Annotated in this window: 18 protein-coding genes; 12 read left to right on the forward strand and 6 right to left on the reverse strand. The window is 43.4% G+C overall.

Annotated features, from left to right (window positions below):
• A partial coding sequence (locus ACEW80_RS28245) for a tetratricopeptide repeat protein (protein WP_373529783.1) occupies positions 1 to 799 on the forward strand: 799 nt, incomplete at its 5' end.
• Positions 800 to 1,362: 563 nt separating this feature from the next.
• Here ACEW80_RS28245 and ACEW80_RS28250 read toward each other — a convergent pair.
• From ACEW80_RS28250 to ACEW80_RS28260, 3 genes are all read right to left on the reverse strand, one after another.
• Positions 1,363 to 1,785, reverse strand: coding sequence for a type II toxin-antitoxin system VapC family toxin (locus ACEW80_RS28250; protein WP_373529784.1), 423 nt, complete (start codon positions 1,783 to 1,785; stop codon positions 1,363 to 1,365).
• Positions 1,782 to 2,060, reverse strand: coding sequence for a DUF2281 domain-containing protein (locus ACEW80_RS28255; RefSeq protein WP_373529785.1), 279 nt, complete (start codon positions 2,058 to 2,060; stop codon positions 1,782 to 1,784). The genes ACEW80_RS28250 and ACEW80_RS28255 overlap by 4 nt, the downstream gene beginning before the upstream one ends.
• A gap of 93 nt (positions 2,061 to 2,153) precedes the next feature.
• Positions 2,154 to 2,849, reverse strand: a complete 696-nt coding sequence (locus tag ACEW80_RS28260; RefSeq protein ID WP_373529786.1) for a Uma2 family endonuclease — start codon at positions 2,847 to 2,849, stop codon at positions 2,154 to 2,156.
• Positions 2,850 to 3,218: 369 nt separating this feature from the next.
• Between ACEW80_RS28260 and nrdJ the strand changes: the two genes are divergently transcribed.
• From nrdJ to ACEW80_RS28280, 4 genes are all read left to right on the forward strand, one after another.
• Positions 3,219 to 7,754 carry a ribonucleoside-triphosphate reductase, adenosylcobalamin-dependent gene (nrdJ, locus tag ACEW80_RS28265; protein ID WP_373529787.1) on the forward strand — a complete coding sequence of 1,512 codons (4,536 nt, stop codon included), beginning with the start codon at positions 3,219 to 3,221 and terminating at the stop codon, positions 7,752 to 7,754.
• A 130-nt stretch (positions 7,755 to 7,884) separates the two neighbouring features.
• Positions 7,885 to 8,103, forward strand: a complete 219-nt coding sequence (locus ACEW80_RS28270; protein WP_373529788.1) for a hypothetical protein — start codon at positions 7,885 to 7,887, stop codon at positions 8,101 to 8,103.
• Positions 8,104 to 8,271: 168 nt separating this feature from the next.
• Positions 8,272 to 9,456 (forward strand): pyridoxal phosphate-dependent aminotransferase, encoded by a 1,185-nt coding sequence (locus tag ACEW80_RS28275; RefSeq protein WP_373529789.1) that lies wholly within the window; start codon positions 8,272 to 8,274, stop codon positions 9,454 to 9,456.
• 187 nt (positions 9,457 to 9,643) lie between these two features.
• Positions 9,644 to 10,696 carry a Rieske 2Fe-2S domain-containing protein gene (locus ACEW80_RS28280; RefSeq protein WP_373529790.1) on the forward strand — a complete coding sequence of 351 codons (1,053 nt, stop codon included), beginning with the start codon at positions 9,644 to 9,646 and terminating at the stop codon, positions 10,694 to 10,696.
• A gap of 116 nt (positions 10,697 to 10,812) precedes the next feature.
• Here the strand turns inward: ACEW80_RS28280 and ACEW80_RS28285 are convergent, their stop codons facing one another.
• On the reverse strand, positions 10,813 to 11,049 hold the full coding sequence (locus tag ACEW80_RS28285) for a hypothetical protein (RefSeq protein WP_373529791.1): 237 nt from the start codon (positions 11,047 to 11,049) through the stop codon (positions 10,813 to 10,815).
• A gap of 466 nt (positions 11,050 to 11,515) precedes the next feature.
• Between ACEW80_RS28285 and ACEW80_RS28290 the strand changes: the two genes are divergently transcribed.
• The 6 genes from ACEW80_RS28290 (at position 11,516) to ACEW80_RS28315 (ending at position 18,141) form a co-directional block, all read left to right on the forward strand.
• Positions 11,516 to 12,232, forward strand: a complete 717-nt coding sequence (locus ACEW80_RS28290; RefSeq protein ID WP_373529792.1) for a 2Fe-2S iron-sulfur cluster-binding protein — start codon at positions 11,516 to 11,518, stop codon at positions 12,230 to 12,232.
• Positions 12,229 to 13,224 carry a xanthine dehydrogenase family protein subunit M gene (locus tag ACEW80_RS28295; RefSeq protein WP_373529793.1) on the forward strand — a complete coding sequence of 332 codons (996 nt, stop codon included), beginning with the start codon at positions 12,229 to 12,231 and terminating at the stop codon, positions 13,222 to 13,224. The genes ACEW80_RS28290 and ACEW80_RS28295 overlap by 4 nt, the downstream gene beginning before the upstream one ends.
• Positions 13,221 to 15,335: a xanthine dehydrogenase family protein molybdopterin-binding subunit gene (locus ACEW80_RS28300; RefSeq protein WP_373529794.1), complete on the forward strand. Its 2,115-nt coding sequence runs from the start codon at positions 13,221 to 13,223 to the stop codon at positions 15,333 to 15,335. Before ACEW80_RS28295 ends, ACEW80_RS28300 begins: the two co-directional genes overlap by 4 nt.
• A gap of 408 nt (positions 15,336 to 15,743) precedes the next feature.
• On the forward strand, positions 15,744 to 16,904 hold the full coding sequence (locus ACEW80_RS28305; protein WP_373529795.1) for an XdhC family protein: 1,161 nt from the start codon (positions 15,744 to 15,746) through the stop codon (positions 16,902 to 16,904).
• 8 nt (positions 16,905 to 16,912) lie between these two features.
• The gene (locus ACEW80_RS28310) at positions 16,913 to 17,491 is read left to right on the forward strand and encodes a Uma2 family endonuclease (protein ID WP_373529796.1); all 579 of its coding nucleotides are present in this window, start codon (positions 16,913 to 16,915) and stop codon (positions 17,489 to 17,491) included.
• Positions 17,488 to 18,141, forward strand: coding sequence for an NTP transferase domain-containing protein (locus ACEW80_RS28315; RefSeq protein WP_373529797.1), 654 nt, complete (start codon positions 17,488 to 17,490; stop codon positions 18,139 to 18,141). The genes ACEW80_RS28310 and ACEW80_RS28315 overlap by 4 nt, the downstream gene beginning before the upstream one ends.
• Before the next feature lie 58 nt (positions 18,142 to 18,199).
• On the opposite strand, the gene ACEW80_RS28320 is transcribed toward ACEW80_RS28315, so the two are convergent.
• The gene (locus ACEW80_RS28320; protein ID WP_373529798.1) at positions 18,200 to 18,913 is read right to left on the reverse strand and encodes a conjugal transfer protein TrbI; all 714 of its coding nucleotides are present in this window, start codon (positions 18,911 to 18,913) and stop codon (positions 18,200 to 18,202) included.
• Between the two features lie 447 nt (positions 18,914 to 19,360).
• On the opposite strand from ACEW80_RS28320, the gene ACEW80_RS28325 reads away from it, so the two are divergent.
• On the forward strand, positions 19,361 to 20,614 hold the full coding sequence (locus ACEW80_RS28325) for an S-layer homology domain-containing protein (RefSeq protein ID WP_373529799.1): 1,254 nt from the start codon (positions 19,361 to 19,363) through the stop codon (positions 20,612 to 20,614).
• A gap of 114 nt (positions 20,615 to 20,728) precedes the next feature.
• Here the strand turns inward: ACEW80_RS28325 and gatC are convergent, their stop codons facing one another.
• On the reverse strand, positions 20,729 to 21,019 hold the full coding sequence (gene gatC / locus ACEW80_RS28330) for an Asp-tRNA(Asn)/Glu-tRNA(Gln) amidotransferase subunit GatC (RefSeq protein WP_373529800.1): 291 nt from the start codon (positions 21,017 to 21,019) through the stop codon (positions 20,729 to 20,731).
• Positions 21,020 to 21,036: the final 17 nt, after the last annotated feature.

Genomic DNA, 21,036 nt, shown 5'->3' on the forward strand with positions numbered 1-21,036 from the left:
ACAACTTATTGAACGCGTTGGCAATGTCCAAGGTCAAGGAGCCACCTTGCACCAACTGGCAGGTATATACGCCGACAAAGGAGAAATGGAGCAAGCGATCGCACTTTTGAATCAGTCTTTGGAAATAACTGAACGCATTGGTAATGTCCAAGGCAAAGCAGCAACGTTGCACCAACTGGCAGGTATCTACGCCAACAAAGGGGAAGTGGAGCAAGCGATCGCACTTTTCAATCAGTCTTTGGAAATAACAGAACGCATTGGAAATGTCCAAGGCAAAGCGGCAACGTTGCACCAACTGGGAAAAATCTATACCAACAAAGGGGAAGTGGATGAAGCGATCGCACTCTACAATCAGTCTTTGGAAATAACAGAACGCATTGGAGATATCGGAACCAAAGCGGCGACGTTGCGCCGACTAGGAATGATCTACACCAACAAAGGAGAAGTGGAACAAGCGATCGCACTTTACAAGGAGTCTTTGCAAATAAAAGAACGCATTGGTAATGTCCAAGGCAAAGCGGCGACGTTGCACCAACTGGGAAGACTCTACGCCAACAAAGGGGAAGTGGATGAAGCGATCGCACTCTACAATCAGTCTTTGGAAATAAGTCAACGCATTGGTGCTGTCCGAACTCAAGCAATGACTTTGCGAAGGTTAGGAGATTTGGCAGAACAGCAGGGTGAATACACTAAAGCGATATCCTATTTGCAACCAGCTTTAGAGATTTTGCAGCGATTGAAGTCACCGGATGCTGAAAGTGTGAGTGCAAGTCTTGATAGGATAATTCGTAATTCGTAATTACTGAAAGATTTTTATCTCACGCAGAGGCGCAGAGGCACAGAGAAGAATGCAAGAGTGGGATTTAAGTAAATGAAAACTGCTGTAATGAGTCTTTGATACTCGTGAACGAGTCTTTGATACTCGTGAACGAGTCTTTGATACTCGTGAGCGAGTCTTTAATACTCGTGGATGAGTCTTTGATACTCGTGAATGAGTCTTTGATACTCGTGAACGAGTATTTGATACTCGTGAACGAGTCTTTGATACTCGTGGATGAGTCTTTGAACTCCATTAATGAAGCTCAGAGCTTCGTTGATGAACCTCGGAGCTTCATTCGTGAACCTCGCAATACTGTTCGGTTAAGGCAAGAGACGGCGATTTATCGCGTCTTTGTGATTAGGGAATTTATCGCGTCTTCGTGATTAGGCAATTTTAGATTAAATCAGGATCTATGCCGAGCGATGTCTACGACGGGCTACGCTTACGCACTCTACAATCAGTCTTTGGAAATAACTGAACGCATTGGTGATGTCCAAACCAAAGCAATACGCATTAACAAATTGAATAAACAATGCGGTATCTTAATTAATGAACCAATTTTCTATGTCTATACCATCAAAATCTTGAAAATCTCCTACATTATTCGTTACTAAAATCAAGTTATTTGTAACTGCAATACTCGCAATTTGCCCATCAATAAATCCAGGATTTTTACCAATTTTTGATAATCTAGCTCTTTCCTGAGCATGATATTGTGCAGATTTTAGATCGTAATCAAATAAAGGGATTTCTGCTAAAATTACGTTTTTGATATAATCCTCTATATCTTGACGTTTTTTAGAAATAGGAAGACGGAAACAACCATATAACATTTCATGGATAACTAGGGTAGCTGTGGCTGTTTCTTGTCTATATAACCTTAGCTTTTCCATTACTTTCTCGTTGGGATGAGGTCGTTTAGCCTCCGACAAAATATTAGTATCTAGTAAATAATTTAGACTCATAAATTAACTTCTCTTCCTGGTGACTTATCCCGTAGATTTTCAAAAGTGTCATCGTCAATACTTTCTAAGTCAACCATTTGTCTAAAGTCTTGTAAGGCTGACCAAAAATCAGTAATGTCTTTACTTTCTCTTAAACTTTTTTGATGTTCAGATATAAAAAATGGTTTTTGAACTGATAATTTATATTTGAGAAATTGAATAAAATCTAAAACTTCTTGCTGTTTATCTGGTGGTAATTCTCGGAATGTTTGTAGAACTGTTTGTTCAATAGTCATAGTTTTACCTCTGCTAGATGAGATATGATTACATTATAAGAAAATTGCTGTAATGAGGCTTTGATCTTCGTGGATGAGTCTTTGAACTCCATTTTAGATTAAATCAGGATCTACGCCAAGCGATCGCAACCGTTCTCGTAATAATTGGGTTTCTTGCTTTGCTTGTTGAGCTTCTTGTTGAGCAAGTTTTTTATCTTCTTCTGGTGTTAAAAACCTTTGTTCTTGCTGGTTATACCAATACATCCACTCTCGCGGAATGCCTAGATAAGTTCCTTGTTCGATGCCAATTCCTAAACCTATTTCTGGGAACCAAACAGGATTACCATCTTGAAATTCATAAACATTGTTAACTAATTTGTAAACTTCCAAACGTGGCTTACGGCGACGAAATGGGTTGTAAACTACATAATACAAAATTCCCAATTTTGCATACTCTGCTTTTTTGGTGGAATACTCATTGCGATATGTCTGAGATACCACCTCAAGTGCCAATATAGGTAATTTCTTCTCTTCCCAAAGCACATAACTGGGGCGGAGGTTTTGATCATAAAATCGCTCTACCCCCAAACTCAAAAATCCATCTGGCACGATTGGCGGTAAATCTGGGTTATGATAAATCCCCATATCTATACCAAAAAACCAATCCATGCGTTCTGCCCAAACCATCGCTAAGATAACTTTGAGTAAACCTGGAATTATATTTTGTAATTCATTATCCACTGGCGTATCGTCAGAGTCTGGTAGTTCCTCAGATGAGGGCAAGCAAGATAAGGGATTGTACTCTAGCATGATGGCTTCAGTGATTATCTCTTAATTTCAGATCGTAGACGTAATTAACTGTTATGAGTGTTAGTAAAAGTTACGCACTCGCTTATTAATCCTGTCTCTCCACCAGCGATCGCCCAAGGGGCAGCGCCAAAGGCGATGGCGAAACGCCCGCTTCCAGCGATCGCATTTGCATTAACTTATGTTCTAATTGCAACGTAGTACTTAGCTATGTTAGAGGGGAATCGACATTATACATCATAAATTTTTGTTGAAATCTATACGGCTTAGAGGTAGCGCAAAGTGGACAATTTGACAATCTTTAATCCTAAAACTACTTGGCGTATAGTCATAATCTGTCCGCACGCAACCAGAACGCAAGACACCTAATATATGGTTCGAGAACTCGAAAGAAAACGCCAGAGTGCCAAGTTTCCCGAAACTGCACCGGCTGCTAATCCCGTATTTTTTAGAACCTATAGCCGCCGTACCAAGGCGGGACTAAGGGAAACATGGGATGAGGTATGCGATCGCACTCTACTTGCTTTAATCAAGCTAGGGAAGCTAACTCAACAAGAAGCCGACATACTCGATCAGATGCAGCGCAACTTGAAAGCTATGCCCAGTGGACGCTGGCTATGGGTTGGTGGTACAGACTGGATAACCAAGCCCAAGAACTTCTCCGGCGCTTATAATTGCACCTCTACCAATCTCGAAGACTGGAGTGCCTTCGGATTAATGATGGATCTGGCAATGATGGGCTGTGGGACTGGAGCAGTTCTAGAACCACAATTTATCAACCAGTTGCCCCCCATCCGTAATCATTTGAATGTCACTGTCCAAGGTGAAATTGGCAGCACTCCTCAACAACTGCGACGTGAATATACTGAAACAAATATAGAAGGCAATAGCGTCACTATTCACGTTGGAGATAGCCGCGAAGGTTGGGTTGAATCATATCAAACCCTGTTGGAACTCTCCACTAATGAACAGTTTTCGGCAGAAGTTGAAGTATTAGTTGATATCAGCGATGTTCGCAAAGCCGGAGAAACTCTCAACGGCTTTGGAGGAGTTGCTAATCCGGTGAAATTGCCCGGACTTTATCAGCGTTGTGCCTCTATTCTCAATAAAGCTGTAGGACGACAATTAAATTCAATTGAATGCTGTTTGTTAATCGACCAAGCGGCTGTGACAATTGTTGCAGGCAATATTCGGCGCTGTCTCCCTGAAGATGCTTTAGTTCATACTTCCAAAGGTCTTGTTCCCATTTGCGATATCCAAGTGGATGATTTAGTGCAAACTCCTTTAGGATTTCGGCGAGTTGTTGATAAATTTGACCAAGGATTTCAGGATGTCTATGAAATTGAAACTAATGGGACTTACCCTAGAGCAACTTTAAACCACAAACAAGCAGTTCTTGCAGATGCTCAAGGGGGAATTACCTGGAAGGCGCTCGCAAGTCTAGTTGAGGGCGATCGGCTACTGCACAATACACAAGTTCTACCTGGTACAGTTACCCATCTACCCCCTGATTTTACTGAATCTCGACCCTCAAATAGTCGCACAGCTAAGTCCTTTGTAATTCCCGAATTGACATCTGAGGTTGCTTGGCTAATTGGGTTAACCCACGGTGACGGCTATGTTGCTCTCGGTCGGAATAAGTATGATAAGCCTTATGGCCGGGTTGAATGGGCAATGAACAGCTTAGATACGGAACTCACAGCTAGAGTTCAAGCCAAAATAGATGCTGCTTTAGCTTTATTTGGATTGACTGCTACTCATGGCATCATCAAGGGCGAAAATACTGCCAAATCAATCTGTTCATCTATTCGATTAGCTGAGTACTTCCATCGCTACATCAAGCAACCTAATATTTCCCTAGCAATTCCTAGTTTTATTTTGCAGGGTTCAGTAGATATCAGGGCGGCTTACCTAGCTGGATTAATGGACAGTGACGGTGCTGTGAATAACCGACCCCCTCACTTAGTTACCTCAGTCTATCGGTCATTTATTAGACAAGTTAGCGCGGTTTTATCCAGTTTGGCGATCGCTGGCAGAATTAGCATTATCCATCCACAAGAGGAAACATGGCAAGTTAAGTACAGCCTCACAATACCAGCCCTCAAAGAGCGTTACAACGCACTTATTGCACCATACTCAGTTAAAGGGTGTGTGAAAAAAGGACTACGCCACTTGCTTCAAGTCGGGGAACCCGCCCAACGCAGTGGCTCAAAAATGTATGGTTTTACCGTCCCTGGTGCAATCATGCGGGAAGCTTACACCTATAGCGAAATGCGAGATATGGGATTCCAAGGTTCTCGCATTGTTGATGCCAATTATGAACGCTATATCGTTGAAGCTGATATCTCGCTAGATATTCCAGTTAGTGTTAAAGGACTGGGCAGTTATGATCATGTCCACACTTACGATATTGAAGTCGAAGAAGCTCATTGTTTCTATTGTGATGGCTATCTGACACATAATAGTGCGGGGATGCGTCAGTTTGATTCTGGCGATCGCCTAGCAGCTACCGCCAAAGATAACTTATGGCAGCAGGATGAAAATGGCAACTGGCGAATTGATCCAGAGCGCGATGCTTTGAGGATGGCAAATCATACCAGAGTTTTTCACCGCAAGCCAACATTAGAAGAATGCATTGATGCTGTCCGCAAACAATATTACAGTGGCGAAGGAGCAATTCAATGGGCTGGTGAAGCTGTGGCGCGATCGAACATTGATTTGCTGCCAACTCCTAACTTAAAAGTTGATTTCTTGAAAGCTTACGAACAAGGATCAGCAAAACAGTGGTTGCAAGAACGTTATCCAAATCTTGATGCTAATGAGTTAGAACATCGTTTGCAGCGATATGCTTTAAATCCATGTGGAGAAATCATCGGGTCTAACTTCCATTGCGTGAGCGGTGATACCTTACTCATCACTAGAGATGGAATGCATAAAATCAAAGATGTTATTGACTGTGAAACTGAGATTTGGAATGGTCAAAAATGGAGCCGAGTAACACCATTTAAAACTGGCAACAATCGCCATTTATATCGAGTCAAATTTGCAGATGGTACTTACTTGGATGCAACCGCATATCATCGCTTTTTTGTGAAAGATAGATTTTATCAAGAATACAAAGAAGTGCAAACTAAGGATTTGATGGATGTTAGTAGATATGCCATTCATACTGAGCCTTTTACTATTCAGTATGATGATGGATTAAATATCGATCCAAGTTATGCCTATACTTTGGGGATAGCTGTAGGAGATGGAACTACAGATCAAAATGGTAATGCCAAAATTAGACTCTACGAACACAAAGCCGCTTTATCTGTAATCGGAACAAAGTCTCCTGAAAGAAACTATGACTACTTACCGACTTTTACAGATGTAACAGACTTAGGTTTTTCTGGAGAATTTTTAAAGAGTTTAAAAGCAAATCCAGAGTCACTGAATGTAATTGCTAGTTGGAATCGCCAAGCAATTTTGCACTTTATCGCTGGTTTAGCGGATACAGATGGCTCGAATACAAATAGCAATGGCATTAGGATTTATATCTCTGATTACGAACGTGCATATCGAGTCCAGTTATTACTAACTAAATGCGGTATCCGTTCTTCTTTGAATCTTTGCGCTCATAAAGGATCAGTAACTAATTATGGTGTTCGCAGTCAAGATTTATATTACTTGCAAATTACTGACTGTGGGCAAATTCCTTGCCAGCGTTTGGATGTAAGCAAAGGGTGTGATGCCAAATACAAAGGTAAATGGCAAATAGTGAGAGGTGTGGAAGAATTGCCAGGTTTACACGATACTTATTGCTTCAATGAACCGGAACATCACAAAGGAGTATTTGGTAATACTCTAACTGGTAACTGCAATTTATCTGAGGTTCACCTGAATCAAATTGACCCACATAATTACAAAGAACAAGAGGAGGCTTTCACTGCTGGGGCGCTATCTGTAGCAGCACTTTTAAATCACAAATTCCTCGAACCACGCTATCAATACAGCCGGGAATTAGATCCGATTGTCGGGGTTTCTTTCACAGGTTTATTTGATTTCTTTGTTCATGCTTTTGGTGTTGATTGGCTACGCTGGTGGGAAGAAGGAAGACCCGCAACTGCACAAGGATTAGCTTTCAAACGTGAGGAAAAGAAATACTTAAGTTCTTGGAAAGATATTGTACATCGGGTGGTTTGGGATTATTGCGATCGCCACAATCTCAAACGTCCAAATCGCTGTACTACAGTCCAACCTAGCGGTACTAAAGCTTTATTAACTAATGCTAGTTCAGGATGGCATCCCCCGAAAGCGCAAAGATTTATTCGCCGGATCACCTTTGGCAAAAATGACCCAGTAGCCTTAGCTTGTATTGACTATGGTTACAATGTTATTCCCTCTCAATCTGACAAAGATGAACAGGGTAATTTACTTAACGATCCCTTTGATTCACGAGTCAGTGAATGGTTAGTAGAAATCCCGGTTTCTGTATCTTGGGCTGATTTACCTGGGGCTGATGAAATTGATGTTTCTAAGTTTTCAGTCTTAGCCCAATTTGATTTTGTTCTCCAGGTTCAACGCTGGTATGTAACTCACAACACATCAGCTACTTTGGAACTTCGCTCTGAAGAAATAGAGAGCCTTGGACAGCGCATCTACGAAACTATTCAGAATGATGAAGGATATATTTCCGCAGCTCTTTTAGCTCGTTTTGATGATTTGCAATCATTCCCACGTTTGCCATTTGAACCAATAGACAAATCAACGTGCGATCGCTTAAGTCAAGAGGTGAAAGCACGGCGCAAAACAGATGATTTCTGTGCAGTTCTAAGCCGCTACGATTTAGGCGAAATGGCAGAGGCCGGCCCTAGTGGTTGTGACTCTGATAAGTGTATGTTTCCCGATCAGCAACCAAGCTCATAAGGCGAAATGACTAGGGAGATGAGGGAGACAAGGAGAATAACCAATGCCCAATGCCCCATCCCCAATCCCTTAACAGGTTACGATCAATTAAGATGTGATAATTTTTTACGGCAGCGCCAGGAGACTCTTAATGTTCATTAGTGCATTGTCACCTATATTCAAAGAATTTACCCAGCATCCAGTCTCATTTGTGGGTGGGTTATTTTCTGGAGTGCTTCGGCTCAATCTTGCAGACGATCCGGTTAAAAGTTGGCTCAACCAACAAATCGGCTCGAATAGTTACACTGGTACAAGGACGGACACACAGAATGGGAAAACCACTGGCCCTCAACAGATTTCGATTGACTAAATTTTTGGGTAATCGCAAATCTGATCAATCATTCTTCTAAACCGAACCATCTCACCCCATCTGTAACTCTCCCTTTCCTTCTTTGGTAAGGGGATAATCAAGGACAGTAGGGGGTGAGAAACATTAATTTTCTGTTATGAGGTTTGTAAAATATCGTACTTTGGTTAAATGGAATCCCTAACCTCTCGTATGCAGGCGGTACAATCGCCAATTATTCCTATGGTTGGGGAACTGATTAAAAACTCTCCTGGAACCATCTCTCTAGGACAGGGTGTTGTTTATTACAACCCGCCACCGGAAGCAATAGAATTTTTGCCTAAATTTTTGGCCGAACCTACTAATAATCTATATAAATCAGTTGAGGGAATTCCACCGTTGCTAACAGCACTTGCAGGAAAATTGCAAGCCTTCAACGGCATTGAAATTAACGAGGAAAACTGCATTTTTGTGACAGCAGGGAGCAACATGGGATTTATGAATGCCATTCTTGCTATCACTAACCCAGACGATGAAATTATTTTGAATACGCCTTATTATTTCAATCACGAAATGGCGATGCCTGCGGCGGTAAACTACGCAATGGCTGGTTGTCGTGCAGTGTTAGTGGAAACGGATAAAAATTATCAACTACGTCCAGAGGCGATCGCTCAAGCAATTACTGCCAAAACACGCGCAGTAGTGACAGTTTCACCGAATAATCCGACTGGGGTTGTCTATTCAAAAGCGGCATTGCGCCAAGTAAATCAAATATGTGGCACTTGCGGCATTTACCACATCAGCGATGAAGCCTATGAATACTTTACCTATAACGGAGTAAAACACGTTTCACCTGGTGCATTTGGTAGTAATCAGTACACCATTTCCCTGTATAGCCTTTCTAAAGCATACGGTTTTGCCAGTTGGCGTATTGGCTACATGGTGATTCCTAAACACTTGTTTGTGTCCGTCAAAAAAGTTCAGGATACAATTTTGATTTGTCCGCCAGTAGTTTCTCAATATGCAGCTTTAGGAGCATTGCAGGCAAAAGAGGAGTATTTGAAGAGTAATATAGGAGCGTTGGCGCAAGTACGCCAATTAGTACTAGACTCCCTTAACCGCCTACAAGGCTTATGTAGCATTACCCCTGCTAATGGCGCGTTCTATTTTTTCCTCAAAGTTCATACCCAAATGGATGCTTTTGAGTTAGTTAAAAGACTAATTCAAGAACATAAAGTAGCAGTCATTCCAGGTACAACCTTTGGTGTGGATAATGGATGCTATCTACGTGTTGCTTATGGGGCACTGCAAAAAGAGACGGTAAAAGAGGGTATAGAAAGATTAGTGCAAGGTTTAGAAACCATAGTTAAAAGTTAGGAGTCATGAATAATCCAACTTCACACCGGGAGCGATCGCAGCTGTTCGCAAATCTGAGAGAATGACTAAAAAGTGCATCAGTTGAATTTACCTACAGCTATTAAAAACCTGAAAGAATGTTTCTAAGCATAACCTTCCATTTCATCAACCATGACTTTCGTTGTGTCAAAGGCAGACCCAGTTAGTTATGAAAAATAATGACAACTTTGTATTACGTAATACTTGGTACTATGCTTTGCCTAGCGATCAGATCAAGCCAGGTATGATGATCAGCCGCATCTTTTTAGGAGAACCAGTGCTGTTAGTCCGCAGCCAGGATGGGAAAGTCTCTGCCATGCGGGATATTTGTCCCCATCGTGGTGTGCCCTTGAGTTGTGGTCGATTCAATGGGCAGGAAGTCGAATGCTGTTACCACGGCTGGCGCTTTAATCAGGCTGGACGCTGCACTGCGATTCCATCTCTTGTGGAAGAGCAGGAGATAGATTTGACTCGTTTTGATGTAGAGTCATACGTAATTCGGGAAGCTCAAGGGAATATCTGGATATATATGAGTGATCCAGATAACGCTCAACCTGCTTCTGAGATGGAGATTCCGGTAATTCCTGGGTTTGAAGAGCGAGCGCCGCAGTTTGTAAAAATCGTCAGGTTTCCTTGTTTTATAGATCATGCAGTGGTAGGTTTAATGGACCCTGCCCATTCACCCTATGTTCATCGCGCTTGGTGGTGGCGAAATGAGCAACTGCACGAGGAAGTAAAGCAATTTGACGCTTCGCCCTACGGCTTTACAATGCGACGACACCGATTACCAGAGAATGGCGGTCGATTATACTGGCTGATTGGCGGTGGTCTGCCAGAAACGGAGATTTCTTTTCGTTTACCTGGAGTCAGAATTGAAGAAACTACTATCGGAAACCATCGAGTTTGTAATTTGACCACAGTTACACCAATTTCAGACACAGAAACTGAGGTAACTTTTGCTCTTTACTGGACACTTCCTTGGGTGAGATTTTTCAAGCCAGTGATGCATATATTGGCGCAAACCTTCATTGGTCAAGACCGAACGGTAGTGGAAAAGCAGCAGATTGGACTTAAATATAATCCTGTGTTGCGATTGATTAAGGACTCAGATATGCAAGCGCTTTGGTATTACCAGTTAAAGCGGGAATATGCTCGGTCTGTCGCTGAAGGACGAGAATTTGTGAATCCTGTCAAGGATCAGATACTCCGTTGGCGTGCTTAAAATTGAGATTCATCAAAGCTTGCTCTAATTCCCTGCTTTTTAAGGAGGGTTAGGGAGGATCAAGTTTTAACTGAACTGGATTAACCTGAATTCAACGAACCTTTCCCTGCCTTGAACTAAAGTTCAAGTCTGTCCCTCTCCGACTCGGAGAGGGATGGTGTACACACAAGTTTTTTTGACTTTACCTTTGTTGCATCGACTCGCACCTTTGTTGTATCAACTCGCATCTTTATTGCATCAACTCGCATCTTTGTTGCATCAACTCGCATCTTTGTTGTATCGACTCGCATCTTTGTTGCATCGACTCGCATCTTTGTTGCATCGACTCGCATCTTTGTTGCATCGACTCGCAAAAAATAACTTACCCGACGTTACAGCGTTTCCTAATCAGATGAGGTACATCATAGCCCCCTCTCGAAGAGCGGGGAGGGGGTTGGGGGTGGGGAACTTGAGTACCTCTTCACTTTAATAATGATACAAATACGTTGCTAGGGGCATGGCAATGCCCCTAGGAAAAATCTATGTGTATCAAGGTTTTCGTGAAATGGTATAACTCGTGACGGGAGCGGTTTAACTCCCAATACGCTTGGGTTAAGGCTTGATATTTGCTAACCCTCCTTAAATAAATAGTCAGACAAACACGAATGTTATCCTAAATTCACGGCTGAAAGGATAATCAGGCTATTTCAGAAGGTGTACTTTGTCTGATTTTTCCTGATTTTCTCAGCTTATTACCTGCACTCGACTTGAATTATGTACACAATACTAAATAGCTAAGTTGTCAGAATTACCGCATTATTCAATTTAGAAGTACCAATCATGCAACACAAGAAAAAAGGGGTGGGAAAAACATCCCGACGCGGTTTTTTGGGGCGGGCACTGACTGCTGCCGGAACGGCTATAGCCGCTCCCTCATTGCTCAATCAGGCAACTGTAGCAAAGGACGTTATTCAGAGTAATCCAGGTGAGATCAAGATGAAACTTACTGTTAACGGTGAGCAGCAAACCCTCGACCTTGAGCCGCGTGTCACACTCTTAGATGCCCTGCGCGATCGCTTGGGGCTAGTGGGCAGCAAAAAGGGGTGCGATCATGGACAATGTGGAGCCTGTACTGTTCTAATCGATGGTCAGCGAGTTTATTCCTGCCTGACTCTAGCAGTGATGCAGGAAGACAAGGCGATCGTCACTATTGAAGGGTTAGCGAAAGGCGACACTCTCCATCCCATGCAAGCAGCATTCGTTGATAACGATGGCTTTCAGTGCGGCTATTGTACCCCAGGACAAATTTGTGCTTCTGTTGCCTTACTTGATGAAGTTAAACGAGGCTGTGCCAGTGTTGTTACGCCAGATTTAACTCGTCCCCCACAGTTGGCTGAACTCTCTGAGGCTGAAATTAAGGAAAGGCTGAGTGGTAATCTCTGTCGATGTAGCGCTTATAACGGCATTGTGGCAGCAGTGCAGCAGGTAACGGGACAAAAACCGCCTTCTCCGGCGGCAACTGTGATGGTCAAGGAACCCCAGGAGATGCTCAAATGAAGAACTTCACTTACATTCGTGCTAACTCTGTGAAAGATGCCGTTCAACGGGCAACTACCGACCAAAATGCCATGTTGATTGCAGGTGGTACGAATTTGGTTGACCGTCTGAAAGTCTTCCTAGATGAGCCATCGCAACTGATCGACATCTCTCGATTAGATATGAAGCGCATTGAACGGACAAGTGCGGGTGGTTTGAGCATTGGAGCGCTGGTAAGTAACACAGCAGTAGCAGACCATGCCGATGTTCGCCGCGATTATCCAATATTGTCCCGGGCAATTCTGGCTGGTGCGTCTCAGCAAATCCGCAATATGGCAACCGTAGGCGGCAACCTATTGCAACGCACTCGCTGCCCGTATTATTACGATACCGCCTTTGCTTGCAACAAACGGCAACCAGGAAGCGGCTGTCCAGCAGCAACGGGCATCAACCGGATGCACGCCATCCTGGGGGCTAGTGACCAATGCGTGGCAGTTCAACCTTCGGATATGTGTGTGCCTCTCGCGGCTCTGGATGCTGTTGTTGTTGTGGAAGGCACCAAAGGTAGGCGGCAGATTCCATTTACAGACTTTCACCGATTACCAGGGAACACACCCCAGCGAGATACAAACTTAGAGCCAGGTGAGTTGATTATTTCTGTGATTGTTCCCCCAGTAACCTTTGCCAAATCAGGGGTTTATCTCAAGTTACGCGATCGCACTTCCTATGCTTTTGCGTTAATCTCTGTAGCGGCGGCTCTTGATTTAGAGGGCGAACAGATTAAGGATGTCCGCTTGGCATTGGGTGGAGTAGCTCACAAACCTTGGCGGCCAACAGAAGCAGAAAAGTTTTTAATCGGCAAAACTGCCAATGCCGCAACCTTTCAACAGGCAGCAGAAATTGCCCTTCAAGGAGCCAAGCCATTAACTTACAACAGTTTCAAAGTTGACTTAGCAAAGCGGGCAATTCGTCGTGCACTCACGGTTTCAGCTAAAGGAGGAGGCGTAGCATGAACAAAGTAATTGGGACTGATGTCAGCCGCAAGGATGGACGGGCAAAGGTTACAGGTACGGCAACCTACGCCGCAGAGCATCAAATTCCGGGTCTAGTTCACGGTTATCTGGTCACCGCCAGCATTGCTAATGGGCAAATTAAAAGCATCGACACCAGTGCAGCAGAAAAGGCATCAGGGGTAATAGATGTTTTCACGCATAAAAACTTGCCCAAGGTGTTTATGCCAACCAACGACTTTATGACCTCGAAAATCTACGAGGCTCGTCTGCCGTTGTCGGATGACAAAATTCACTATGCAGGGCAAATTATCGGCTTGGTAGTGGCAGATACCTTTGAGCGGGCGCGTGATGCGGCGCATTTAGTTAAGGTAGAATACGCAACTCAAAAGCCAGTCGTGGAAGCTGCCAAAGCCACCTTCAAGGAGGCTCCACCCCAGATGGGTGAGGAGCCAAAGTTTGAAAAGGGGAATTTTGCGACAGGGGTAGCAGGTGCAACAACGAAGCTTACAGCTACCTACAAGACTTCTACCGAAATGCACGCGCCGATGGAACCCCATGCGATCATTGCCCACTGGCAAGATGCAAATTCACTCACTGTTTACGAACCATCGCAGTGGGTGTTCGCAACCCAGCGCACATACGCGGAACTCTTCGGACTCCCATCTGAGCGGGTTCGCGTCGTTACGCCTTTCTTGGGTGGAGCCTTCGGCTGCAAAGCCTTTCCCTGGCCTCACGGTATTCTCTGTGCTGCGGCTGCTCGTAAACTCCAGCGTCCTCTCAGAGTCGTCCTCAGCCGTCGGCAAATGACAGCGAACTCAGGACACCGCTCGGAAACTGAGCAAACTGTGCGTTTAGGAGCAACTGCTGATGGTATTTTAACTGCGATCGCCCACGAGGCCAAATCCTGTACTTCACCAGTGGAAGTCTTCGCAGAACCCTGTACGGGAGTCACGCCAGTTATGTACACAGCGCCGAATTTGCAACTGACACAGGAACTAGCGGTGCTGAACATCGGTACACCAACATTTATGCGCGGGCCAGGAGAGAATCCTGGGATGTGGGCGTTGGAGTCGGCGATGGACGAACTAGCCTGGATGCTGAAGATTGACCCAGTGGAACTGCGCCTCAAAAACGAAGCTAAAGAACACCAGCGTAAGGGTCAGCCGTTCTCTGCCAAACATTTTGCTGACTGTTTGCGAGTTGGTGCAGAGCAATTTGGCTGGAAAGACAGACCAAAACAGCCGCGTTCTTTGACACGCGATGGTCAACTCGTGGGTTGGGGAATGGCAGGATCAACTTTCCCTGGCTTGCGGGGTAAAGCATCAGTGAAAGTAAGGCTGCTACCAGACGGTACTGCTCATGTTCTGACGGCGGGGAATGACATGGGTACTGGCGCATATACCGTTGTTGCGGCCACAGCAGCAGACGCATTGGGGCTACCTGTCAAAAAAATACAAGTAGAGATGGGCGACTCGTTACTCCCAGATGGCGGCTTGGCGGGTGGTTCCATGATGACAGCATCCCTCGTCCCGGCGGTGATGGTAGCTTGTGAGCAAGTTTTGAAAACTGCTAATGCTAAGACTGCACAAGAAGCGTTTGCAACTCTGGGTAAATCTGGACGCGCAGCATTTGAAGCCACAGCATCTTCCGCCCCTGGTGATGAAGCGAAGAAATGGGCATTCCAGTCTTGGGGCACACATTTTTGCGAAGTCAGCGTCGATGAAGAAATCGGACGTTTACGGATAACGCGCTGGGTGTCAGTGATGGATATCGGGCGAGTTATTAACTCTAAGACAGCAGCGAGTCAAGTACGTGGTGGCGTGATCATGGGTATCGGGCAAGCCTTAATGGAGGAGTGCCATCTTGATCCAAACGTTGGCTATCCCGTAGTTTATGACCTTGCTACCTATCACTTGGCATCCCACGCAGATATTCCTCGCATTGAGGTGTTCTTCGTCGGCGAACCTGATCTCAACTTCAATCCAGCAGGTGTACGAGGTGTAGGCGAAATTGGAATTACAGGTGTTTCAGCAGCGATCGCAAATGCAGTTTATCATGCCACAGGTAAGCGCATTCGTGATTTACCTATTACACCTGACAAGTTGTTGTAATAAGAGAGTTAGGAGTAACTCTATCAAGGTGAGTCTGTATAAGACTGCAATTTCTATTGATTACTAGCTCTGAACTCGGAGCTTCGACCTCTGAACTCGGAACTCCGGCCTTTGAACTCGAAGCTTCGACCTTTAAACTCGAAACTCCGACCTTTGAACTCGGAACTTTCAGAATTTTAAAAGAACAAGTGTCAATTTAAGCCCTAGCGAATGGAATTCGCGGCTACACAAACAAAGTCCGCCTCTGCGGACTAAGAGAAAATTAGGATTTTTTAACCCACAGAGGTGGGTTTTGCCTGTGTAGACGTGGTTTCTAACCGCCCTTTTGACGTTAAGTTGCCCCTACGACAGATGTGGTTTAAATACATGAAAACTGTTGTAAAACTATATGTCACCTTCTAATTGGTAATGAACGAGCTACACGCGATTTTAAAGGCATTTGAAGAAAGTCAACACAATGCCGAACCAGTATTTCTTGCTACTGTTGTTAATGTTGAAGGCTCTACTTATCGCCAACCAGGTGCGCGAATGTTGATGACAGAAGCAGGGCAAATGGTAGGAACTATTAGCGGTGGTTGCTTGGAAAAAGATGTATTTGAGCATACTCGCTTCTCAATGCCAGATAGACAACCGATAGTTGTCATTTATGACACGACTGCGGATGAAGATATTGTCTGGGGATTTGGGCTGGGCTGTAACGGAGTGGTGCAAGTCTTGATTGAATGTCTAAGCGATCGCCTACTTAACCCTGTTGCTTTCATTAAACAATGTTTCTGTAACCAGCAGCAAGGTATTATTGCAACTGTTTTTGCTGTAGAGGGTAAAGTTAACATTAAAGTTGGGGCACGTTTAATGCTCAATCCAGATGGTAATGTAACTACTGATATTGCAGAATCTTCTTTGACTGTTTCCCTCACTAAAGACGCTCAAATCGCCCTTCAATCTCAACATTCAAGTGTCAACAAATATCAACTATTATCAGGTAAAGTTGATGTCTTTATTGAAGTTATCCAACCGCCCACACGCCTAATAATTTTTGGTGCAGGTTATGACGCTGTACCCACGGCGCAGTTTGCCAAAGCTTTGGGTTGGCACGTTACTATTGTTGATTGTCGAGCCAGTGAGGCAACTAAAGAGCGTTTTTCAATGGCTGATGAGGTAATTCTCACTCGTCGAGAGATTCTACACAAGCAAATAATGGTGAATGCGCGCACTATTGCCGTGGTGATGACTCATAATTATCTTGATGATTTAGAAATCCTAAAAATGCTAATGTCATCTCCTGCAAGCTACTTAGGCTTTTTGGGGGCGAAACATCGCACTGAAAGATTACTTCAAGATTTACGTGCAGAGGGAGTAGATTACACTACCGAACAGCTACAAAGGTTGTATGCTCCTGTGGGTATTGATATTGGAGCCGATACACCTGAAGCGATCGCCTTATCGATTATCGCTGAGATTCAAGCTGTGCTGTCAAACCGTTATGGTGGCTTTTTGAAAGAGCGCGCTTTACCAATTCACCAACGCAATGAAACCAAGGAAACTCAATTAGTAATTAGTAATTTGTGAGGTAGTTTATGACTGCTTTAACTTTACAATTACCTCCTAATCTCAAATTTACAGATGAGGAATTTGAACAGATTGTTGCTGTTAATAAAGAGTTGCGATTGGAATTAACTGCTGAGGGGGAATTAGTAATCATGTCACCCACTGGGGGAGAAACGGGTAATCGGAATTTTGATTTATTAGGTCAACTGTGGTTTTGGAATAGTAAAAATAATTTAGGTAAAGCTTTTGATTCTTCTACTGGTTTTAAACTTCCTAATGGTGCAACTCGCTCCCATGATGCTTCTTGGATAAAGATGGAACGGTGGGATGCTCTCACGCCAGAAAAAAGAAAAAAATATCTCCCCTTATGTCCAGATTTTGCAGTGGAATTGGTTTCTGAAACTGATGATGTGGAAGATACTCAAGCCAAGATGCAGGAATACTTAGCAAATGGTTTACAACTTGGTTGGTTAATTAATCCCAAAGATCAACAAGTAATAATTTATCGTCCAAATCTTGCACCTGAAGTTTTACAATCTCCGATCAGTTTATCTGGTGAAGATGTTCTTCCTGGTTTTATTTTAAATCTACAACCAATTTTCGGATGAGAGACTCAGAAAAAGCTTTGTTAGCTAAATCAAATGTTGCGATTATTATTCTGGCAGCAGGTGCATCAACCCGTATGGGTAAGCCTAAACAACTTTTGCCTTACCAAGGAAGCAGCTTACTTAAGCATACAATTGAGAGTGCGATCGCTTCAGTGTGCAAACTTGTAATAGTTGTTTTGGGAGCAAATGCCCAACAGATACGCTCTGAAGTCACACAGCCTTCTGTGCAAGTGATTGAAAACCCCCAATGGAATTTAGGAATGAGCGCTTCAATTCGTAGCGGAATTCTATCGCTTGAAAGTGTAGATGCAGCAGTTATTGCTGTTTGTGACCAGCCATTTCTTTCTTCTGAAATTATCAATCTCTTGGTTGAAGCATATTATTCCACAGGAAAACCGATCATCGCCTCCCAATATGCCGAAACATTAGGCGTACCTGCTTTATTCAGCCAGATATTTTTCTCAGAACTAGCAGCGTTAGGAGAGAATGTTGGCGCAAAACATTTGATTAATAGACACCTCAACGAAGTGTTCTCCGTTCCATTTCCATTAGGTGCAGTTGATATTGATACACCAAAGGACTACGAGCAACTATCTAGTCCCTCTGACTCACTAACTAGGGTTAAAAATGAAGGCGATCGCATACTATAGTTAAAGTTGCGATCGCCTATAAGGAATGATTAAAGTCACGACTTGAATTGAGTTAAATTTAGTAGCGAGATGGTGGTACTAAATTCAAGTTAGAATTCAGTGTGAGCCTCAAATCCTGTGCAGGTCTGAGGACAAAGACATTGGCTTCTTTTTTCCGCAACAAGATACTCGCACCCGCACCTGCAGCCGCACCGATAACAGGTTTTAAATCGTCAATTCTGCGATTACCAGTAATTAGTGAACCTAAAAGACCAGCACCTCCACCAATAGCTGCATCAGTTAAAACCTGACCTGTGCTAGGACTCTGTGAAACTTTTTGAGTTGTGGTGTATGTCCGAGAAGTTGCATTAATTGACTGACGCCGACCATTAGAAAACTCTAATTCTTGAGCTACAAACCGCACACCTTTTCCTTTGTTCTCATCTGTATCTCTTGAATAATTGTCTAAGTCAACAGATTCCAACCGTCCAATTACTTTAGTACCGGCGGGAATCAAGACATTTCTGTTTCTGTCGATAATGTCATTGGCTATTCTCAAAGTTAGGGATTTACTTTCCCCAGGAGCAACAGTAATTGTCTCTTTTTCGTAGGTAACAGGAAAAGCTACTCCAGAAGGAATAGTAACATTTCCATATTGTCCAATTCTGTCTTGCCCAATTCTATATTGAGCATTAGCAGGAGCCAAGCTAAATAGGGGGCTAACGACGCTTGTAGTAACTGCCATTGCCATAAATGCAACAGTTCCAGATTTCCATTGATGTAGGCGAGTCATAAGAGGGTTGTCCTTTGTGTAGGTGATGTATTTAATGACGGGGATTCACTGAGTTTGTTTCTGAAATTTATTAGACCTGTCTATAGGCATATTCCGAAAATGAAAATGGTTACATTAATATGGAGTGTGTGCTGCATCTACGCCCATTGTAGACATCGCGATCGCTCTTGAGAATTTGTATCCTACTAATGTAGGTCACTAAATAGGGTGCAAAATCCTCGGATGACGCCAAGTTTGTCTAGTTGTTTCCAGACCTTTGTTTCATAGAAATAATCGGGTGATTACACTACTTCTATTACCTACTTCCTTTGACATGGGTTTTTAGATTATGACTGTATTCCGAAGGTAATGGTTTTTACAAAAAGTAGAAATAATTGGGAACCTTATACTTCGGTAAATGTCTGATTAATTAATAGCAAAAAACTAATTCTACTGGAGTAAAAAACAATGTTTACTTTAAATCGTTGGCAATCTAGAACAGCCGCACTCATGGCTTTGAGCCTCACAGTGGGGGCTGTAGCGCCTTTAATTACAGCTTCGCCATCTTTAGCTCAAACTACTTTTTCTGATGTTTCATCTAACTATTGGGCAGCACAATTTATTCAACAATTGTCACAACGAGGTGTTATTGCTGGATTTCCTGATGGTAGCTTCCGCCCAGAAGAAGCGGTAACACGCGCTCAATTTGCCGCTATGGTCAATAAAGCTTTCCAAAAAGCACAGCAACGGCAAGCAATCAATTTTACTGATGTACCAAGCAACTATTGGGCATCCAGTGCCATTCAGCAAGCCTACACTATAGGTTTCTTATCTGGTTATCCTGGTAATCGCTTTGAGCCGAACCAAGCTATTCCCCGCCAGCAGGTTTTAGTTTCCCTCGCTAACGGTCTGCAATATACTGCCAGGGTTAATACCGAAAGCACTCTGCAATACTTCAACGATGCTTCTAACATCGCTAGCTATGCTCGTAGCCCGATCGCAGCCGCAACTGAGAAGCAAATTGTCGTAAACTATCCGAATGTCAAGTTTCTAAATCCAACTGCAACCGCCACTCGTGCCCAGGTAGCAGCTTTTATTTACCAAGCATTGGTTAGTTCTAATCAAGCCTCAGCAATGAACTCGCCTTATGTCGTGGCTCTTGGACAACCTACTACTCCTACTACCACAACGCCTCTATCAGTCACAATTCCTCAAGGTACTGCTATCCCTGTGAAGTATGACAAGGCAGAAAAAATCCTGGTTACAAAGGATGAAACAGCGCCATTGACATTGACAGTATCCCAAAACGTACTTACGCAACAAGGAACTATAGTGATTCCTGCTGGTAGTCAAGTTATGGGTCAACTCAAACCTGCTACGGGCGGTTCTCAATTTGTTGCTGAGAAACTGGTTTTGACCACAGGCCAAGAGTATCAACTGAATGCTAGTTCTGAAGTGATTACCAAAACTGAAACCGTCAAGAAAGGTATCAGTACTAGTTCAATTATCAAGAATACTGTATTGGGCGCAGGTGCAGCAACTGCAATATCTGCTATCACTGGCGATAAAGCCATTGCGACAGAAGAAGTCTTGGGTGGCGCTGGTGTCGGTGCGTTGGTTGGTCTGATCTTTGGTAGAGATAGTGTTGATTTAGTTGCAATTGACCCAAATACCGATCTAAAAATGACGATTAATCAAAATTTGCTGGTTTCAATCAGATAATCAGCTGACTTTTACCGGATGTCGAAAAAAAGACATGGTTCGCGATCGCTATTAGCGAACCATTATCTGCTAGAAAAAGCGATGAGCTATCGAGCTTCAATCAATAGCTTTTGACTATTCAGCATTGAGGATTTTTGGTACTTTGAAAAATTCACCTTCCTGTTCAGGCGCATTGTTGAGAATGCTTTCCCGGTCAGCATAGGGTTGCAACTCATCCTCACGGGTGATATTACTGACATCAATTGCCCGTGTTGTTGGGGATACATTCGTGACATCAAGTTCATTCAACTGTTGGATATAATCCAGAATATCTCCCAACTGAGTAGTAAATTGTTTCTCTTCTTCTGGAGTCAATTCTAAACGAGCCAGATTAGCTACTTTGTGAACTTGTTCTTGGTCAATCATATTTTTTTATAGTTAGG

The sequence above is a fragment of the Nostoc sp. genome, from assembly GCF_041747015.1.
Lineage (GTDB): Bacteria > Cyanobacteriota > Cyanobacteriia > Cyanobacteriales > Nostocaceae > Nostoc.

Bases quoted from the DNA above. Each gene is read 5' to 3' on its own strand.
- ACEW80_RS28250 (WP_373529784.1), bottom strand. From the start codon at position 1,785: ATGAGTCTAAATTATTTACTAGATACTAATATTTTGTCGGAGGCTAAA.
- ACEW80_RS28255 (WP_373529785.1), bottom strand. From the start codon at position 2,060: ATGACTATTGAACAAACAGTTCTACAAACATTCCGAGAATTACCACCA.
- ACEW80_RS28260 (WP_373529786.1), bottom strand. From the start codon at position 2,849: ATGCTAGAGTACAATCCCTTATCTTGCTTGCCCTCATCTGAGGAACTA.
- nrdJ (WP_373529787.1), top strand. From the start codon at position 3,219: ATGGTTCGAGAACTCGAAAGAAAACGCCAGAGTGCCAAGTTTCCCGAA.
- ACEW80_RS28270 (WP_373529788.1), top strand. From the start codon at position 7,885: ATGTTCATTAGTGCATTGTCACCTATATTCAAAGAATTTACCCAGCAT.
- ACEW80_RS28275 (WP_373529789.1), top strand. From the start codon at position 8,272: ATGGAATCCCTAACCTCTCGTATGCAGGCGGTACAATCGCCAATTATT.
- ACEW80_RS28280 (WP_373529790.1), top strand. From the start codon at position 9,644: ATGAAAAATAATGACAACTTTGTATTACGTAATACTTGGTACTATGCT.
- ACEW80_RS28290 (WP_373529792.1), top strand. From the start codon at position 11,516: ATGCAACACAAGAAAAAAGGGGTGGGAAAAACATCCCGACGCGGTTTT.
- ACEW80_RS28295 (WP_373529793.1), top strand. From the start codon at position 12,229: ATGAAGAACTTCACTTACATTCGTGCTAACTCTGTGAAAGATGCCGTT.
- ACEW80_RS28300 (WP_373529794.1), top strand. From the start codon at position 13,221: ATGAACAAAGTAATTGGGACTGATGTCAGCCGCAAGGATGGACGGGCA.
- ACEW80_RS28305 (WP_373529795.1), top strand. From the start codon at position 15,744: ATGAACGAGCTACACGCGATTTTAAAGGCATTTGAAGAAAGTCAACAC.
- ACEW80_RS28310 (WP_373529796.1), top strand. From the start codon at position 16,913: ATGACTGCTTTAACTTTACAATTACCTCCTAATCTCAAATTTACAGAT.
- ACEW80_RS28315 (WP_373529797.1), top strand. From the start codon at position 17,488: ATGAGAGACTCAGAAAAAGCTTTGTTAGCTAAATCAAATGTTGCGATT.
- ACEW80_RS28320 (WP_373529798.1), bottom strand. From the start codon at position 18,913: ATGACTCGCCTACATCAATGGAAATCTGGAACTGTTGCATTTATGGCA.
- ACEW80_RS28325 (WP_373529799.1), top strand. From the start codon at position 19,361: ATGTTTACTTTAAATCGTTGGCAATCTAGAACAGCCGCACTCATGGCT.
- gatC (WP_373529800.1), bottom strand. From the start codon at position 21,019: ATGATTGACCAAGAACAAGTTCACAAAGTAGCTAATCTGGCTCGTTTA.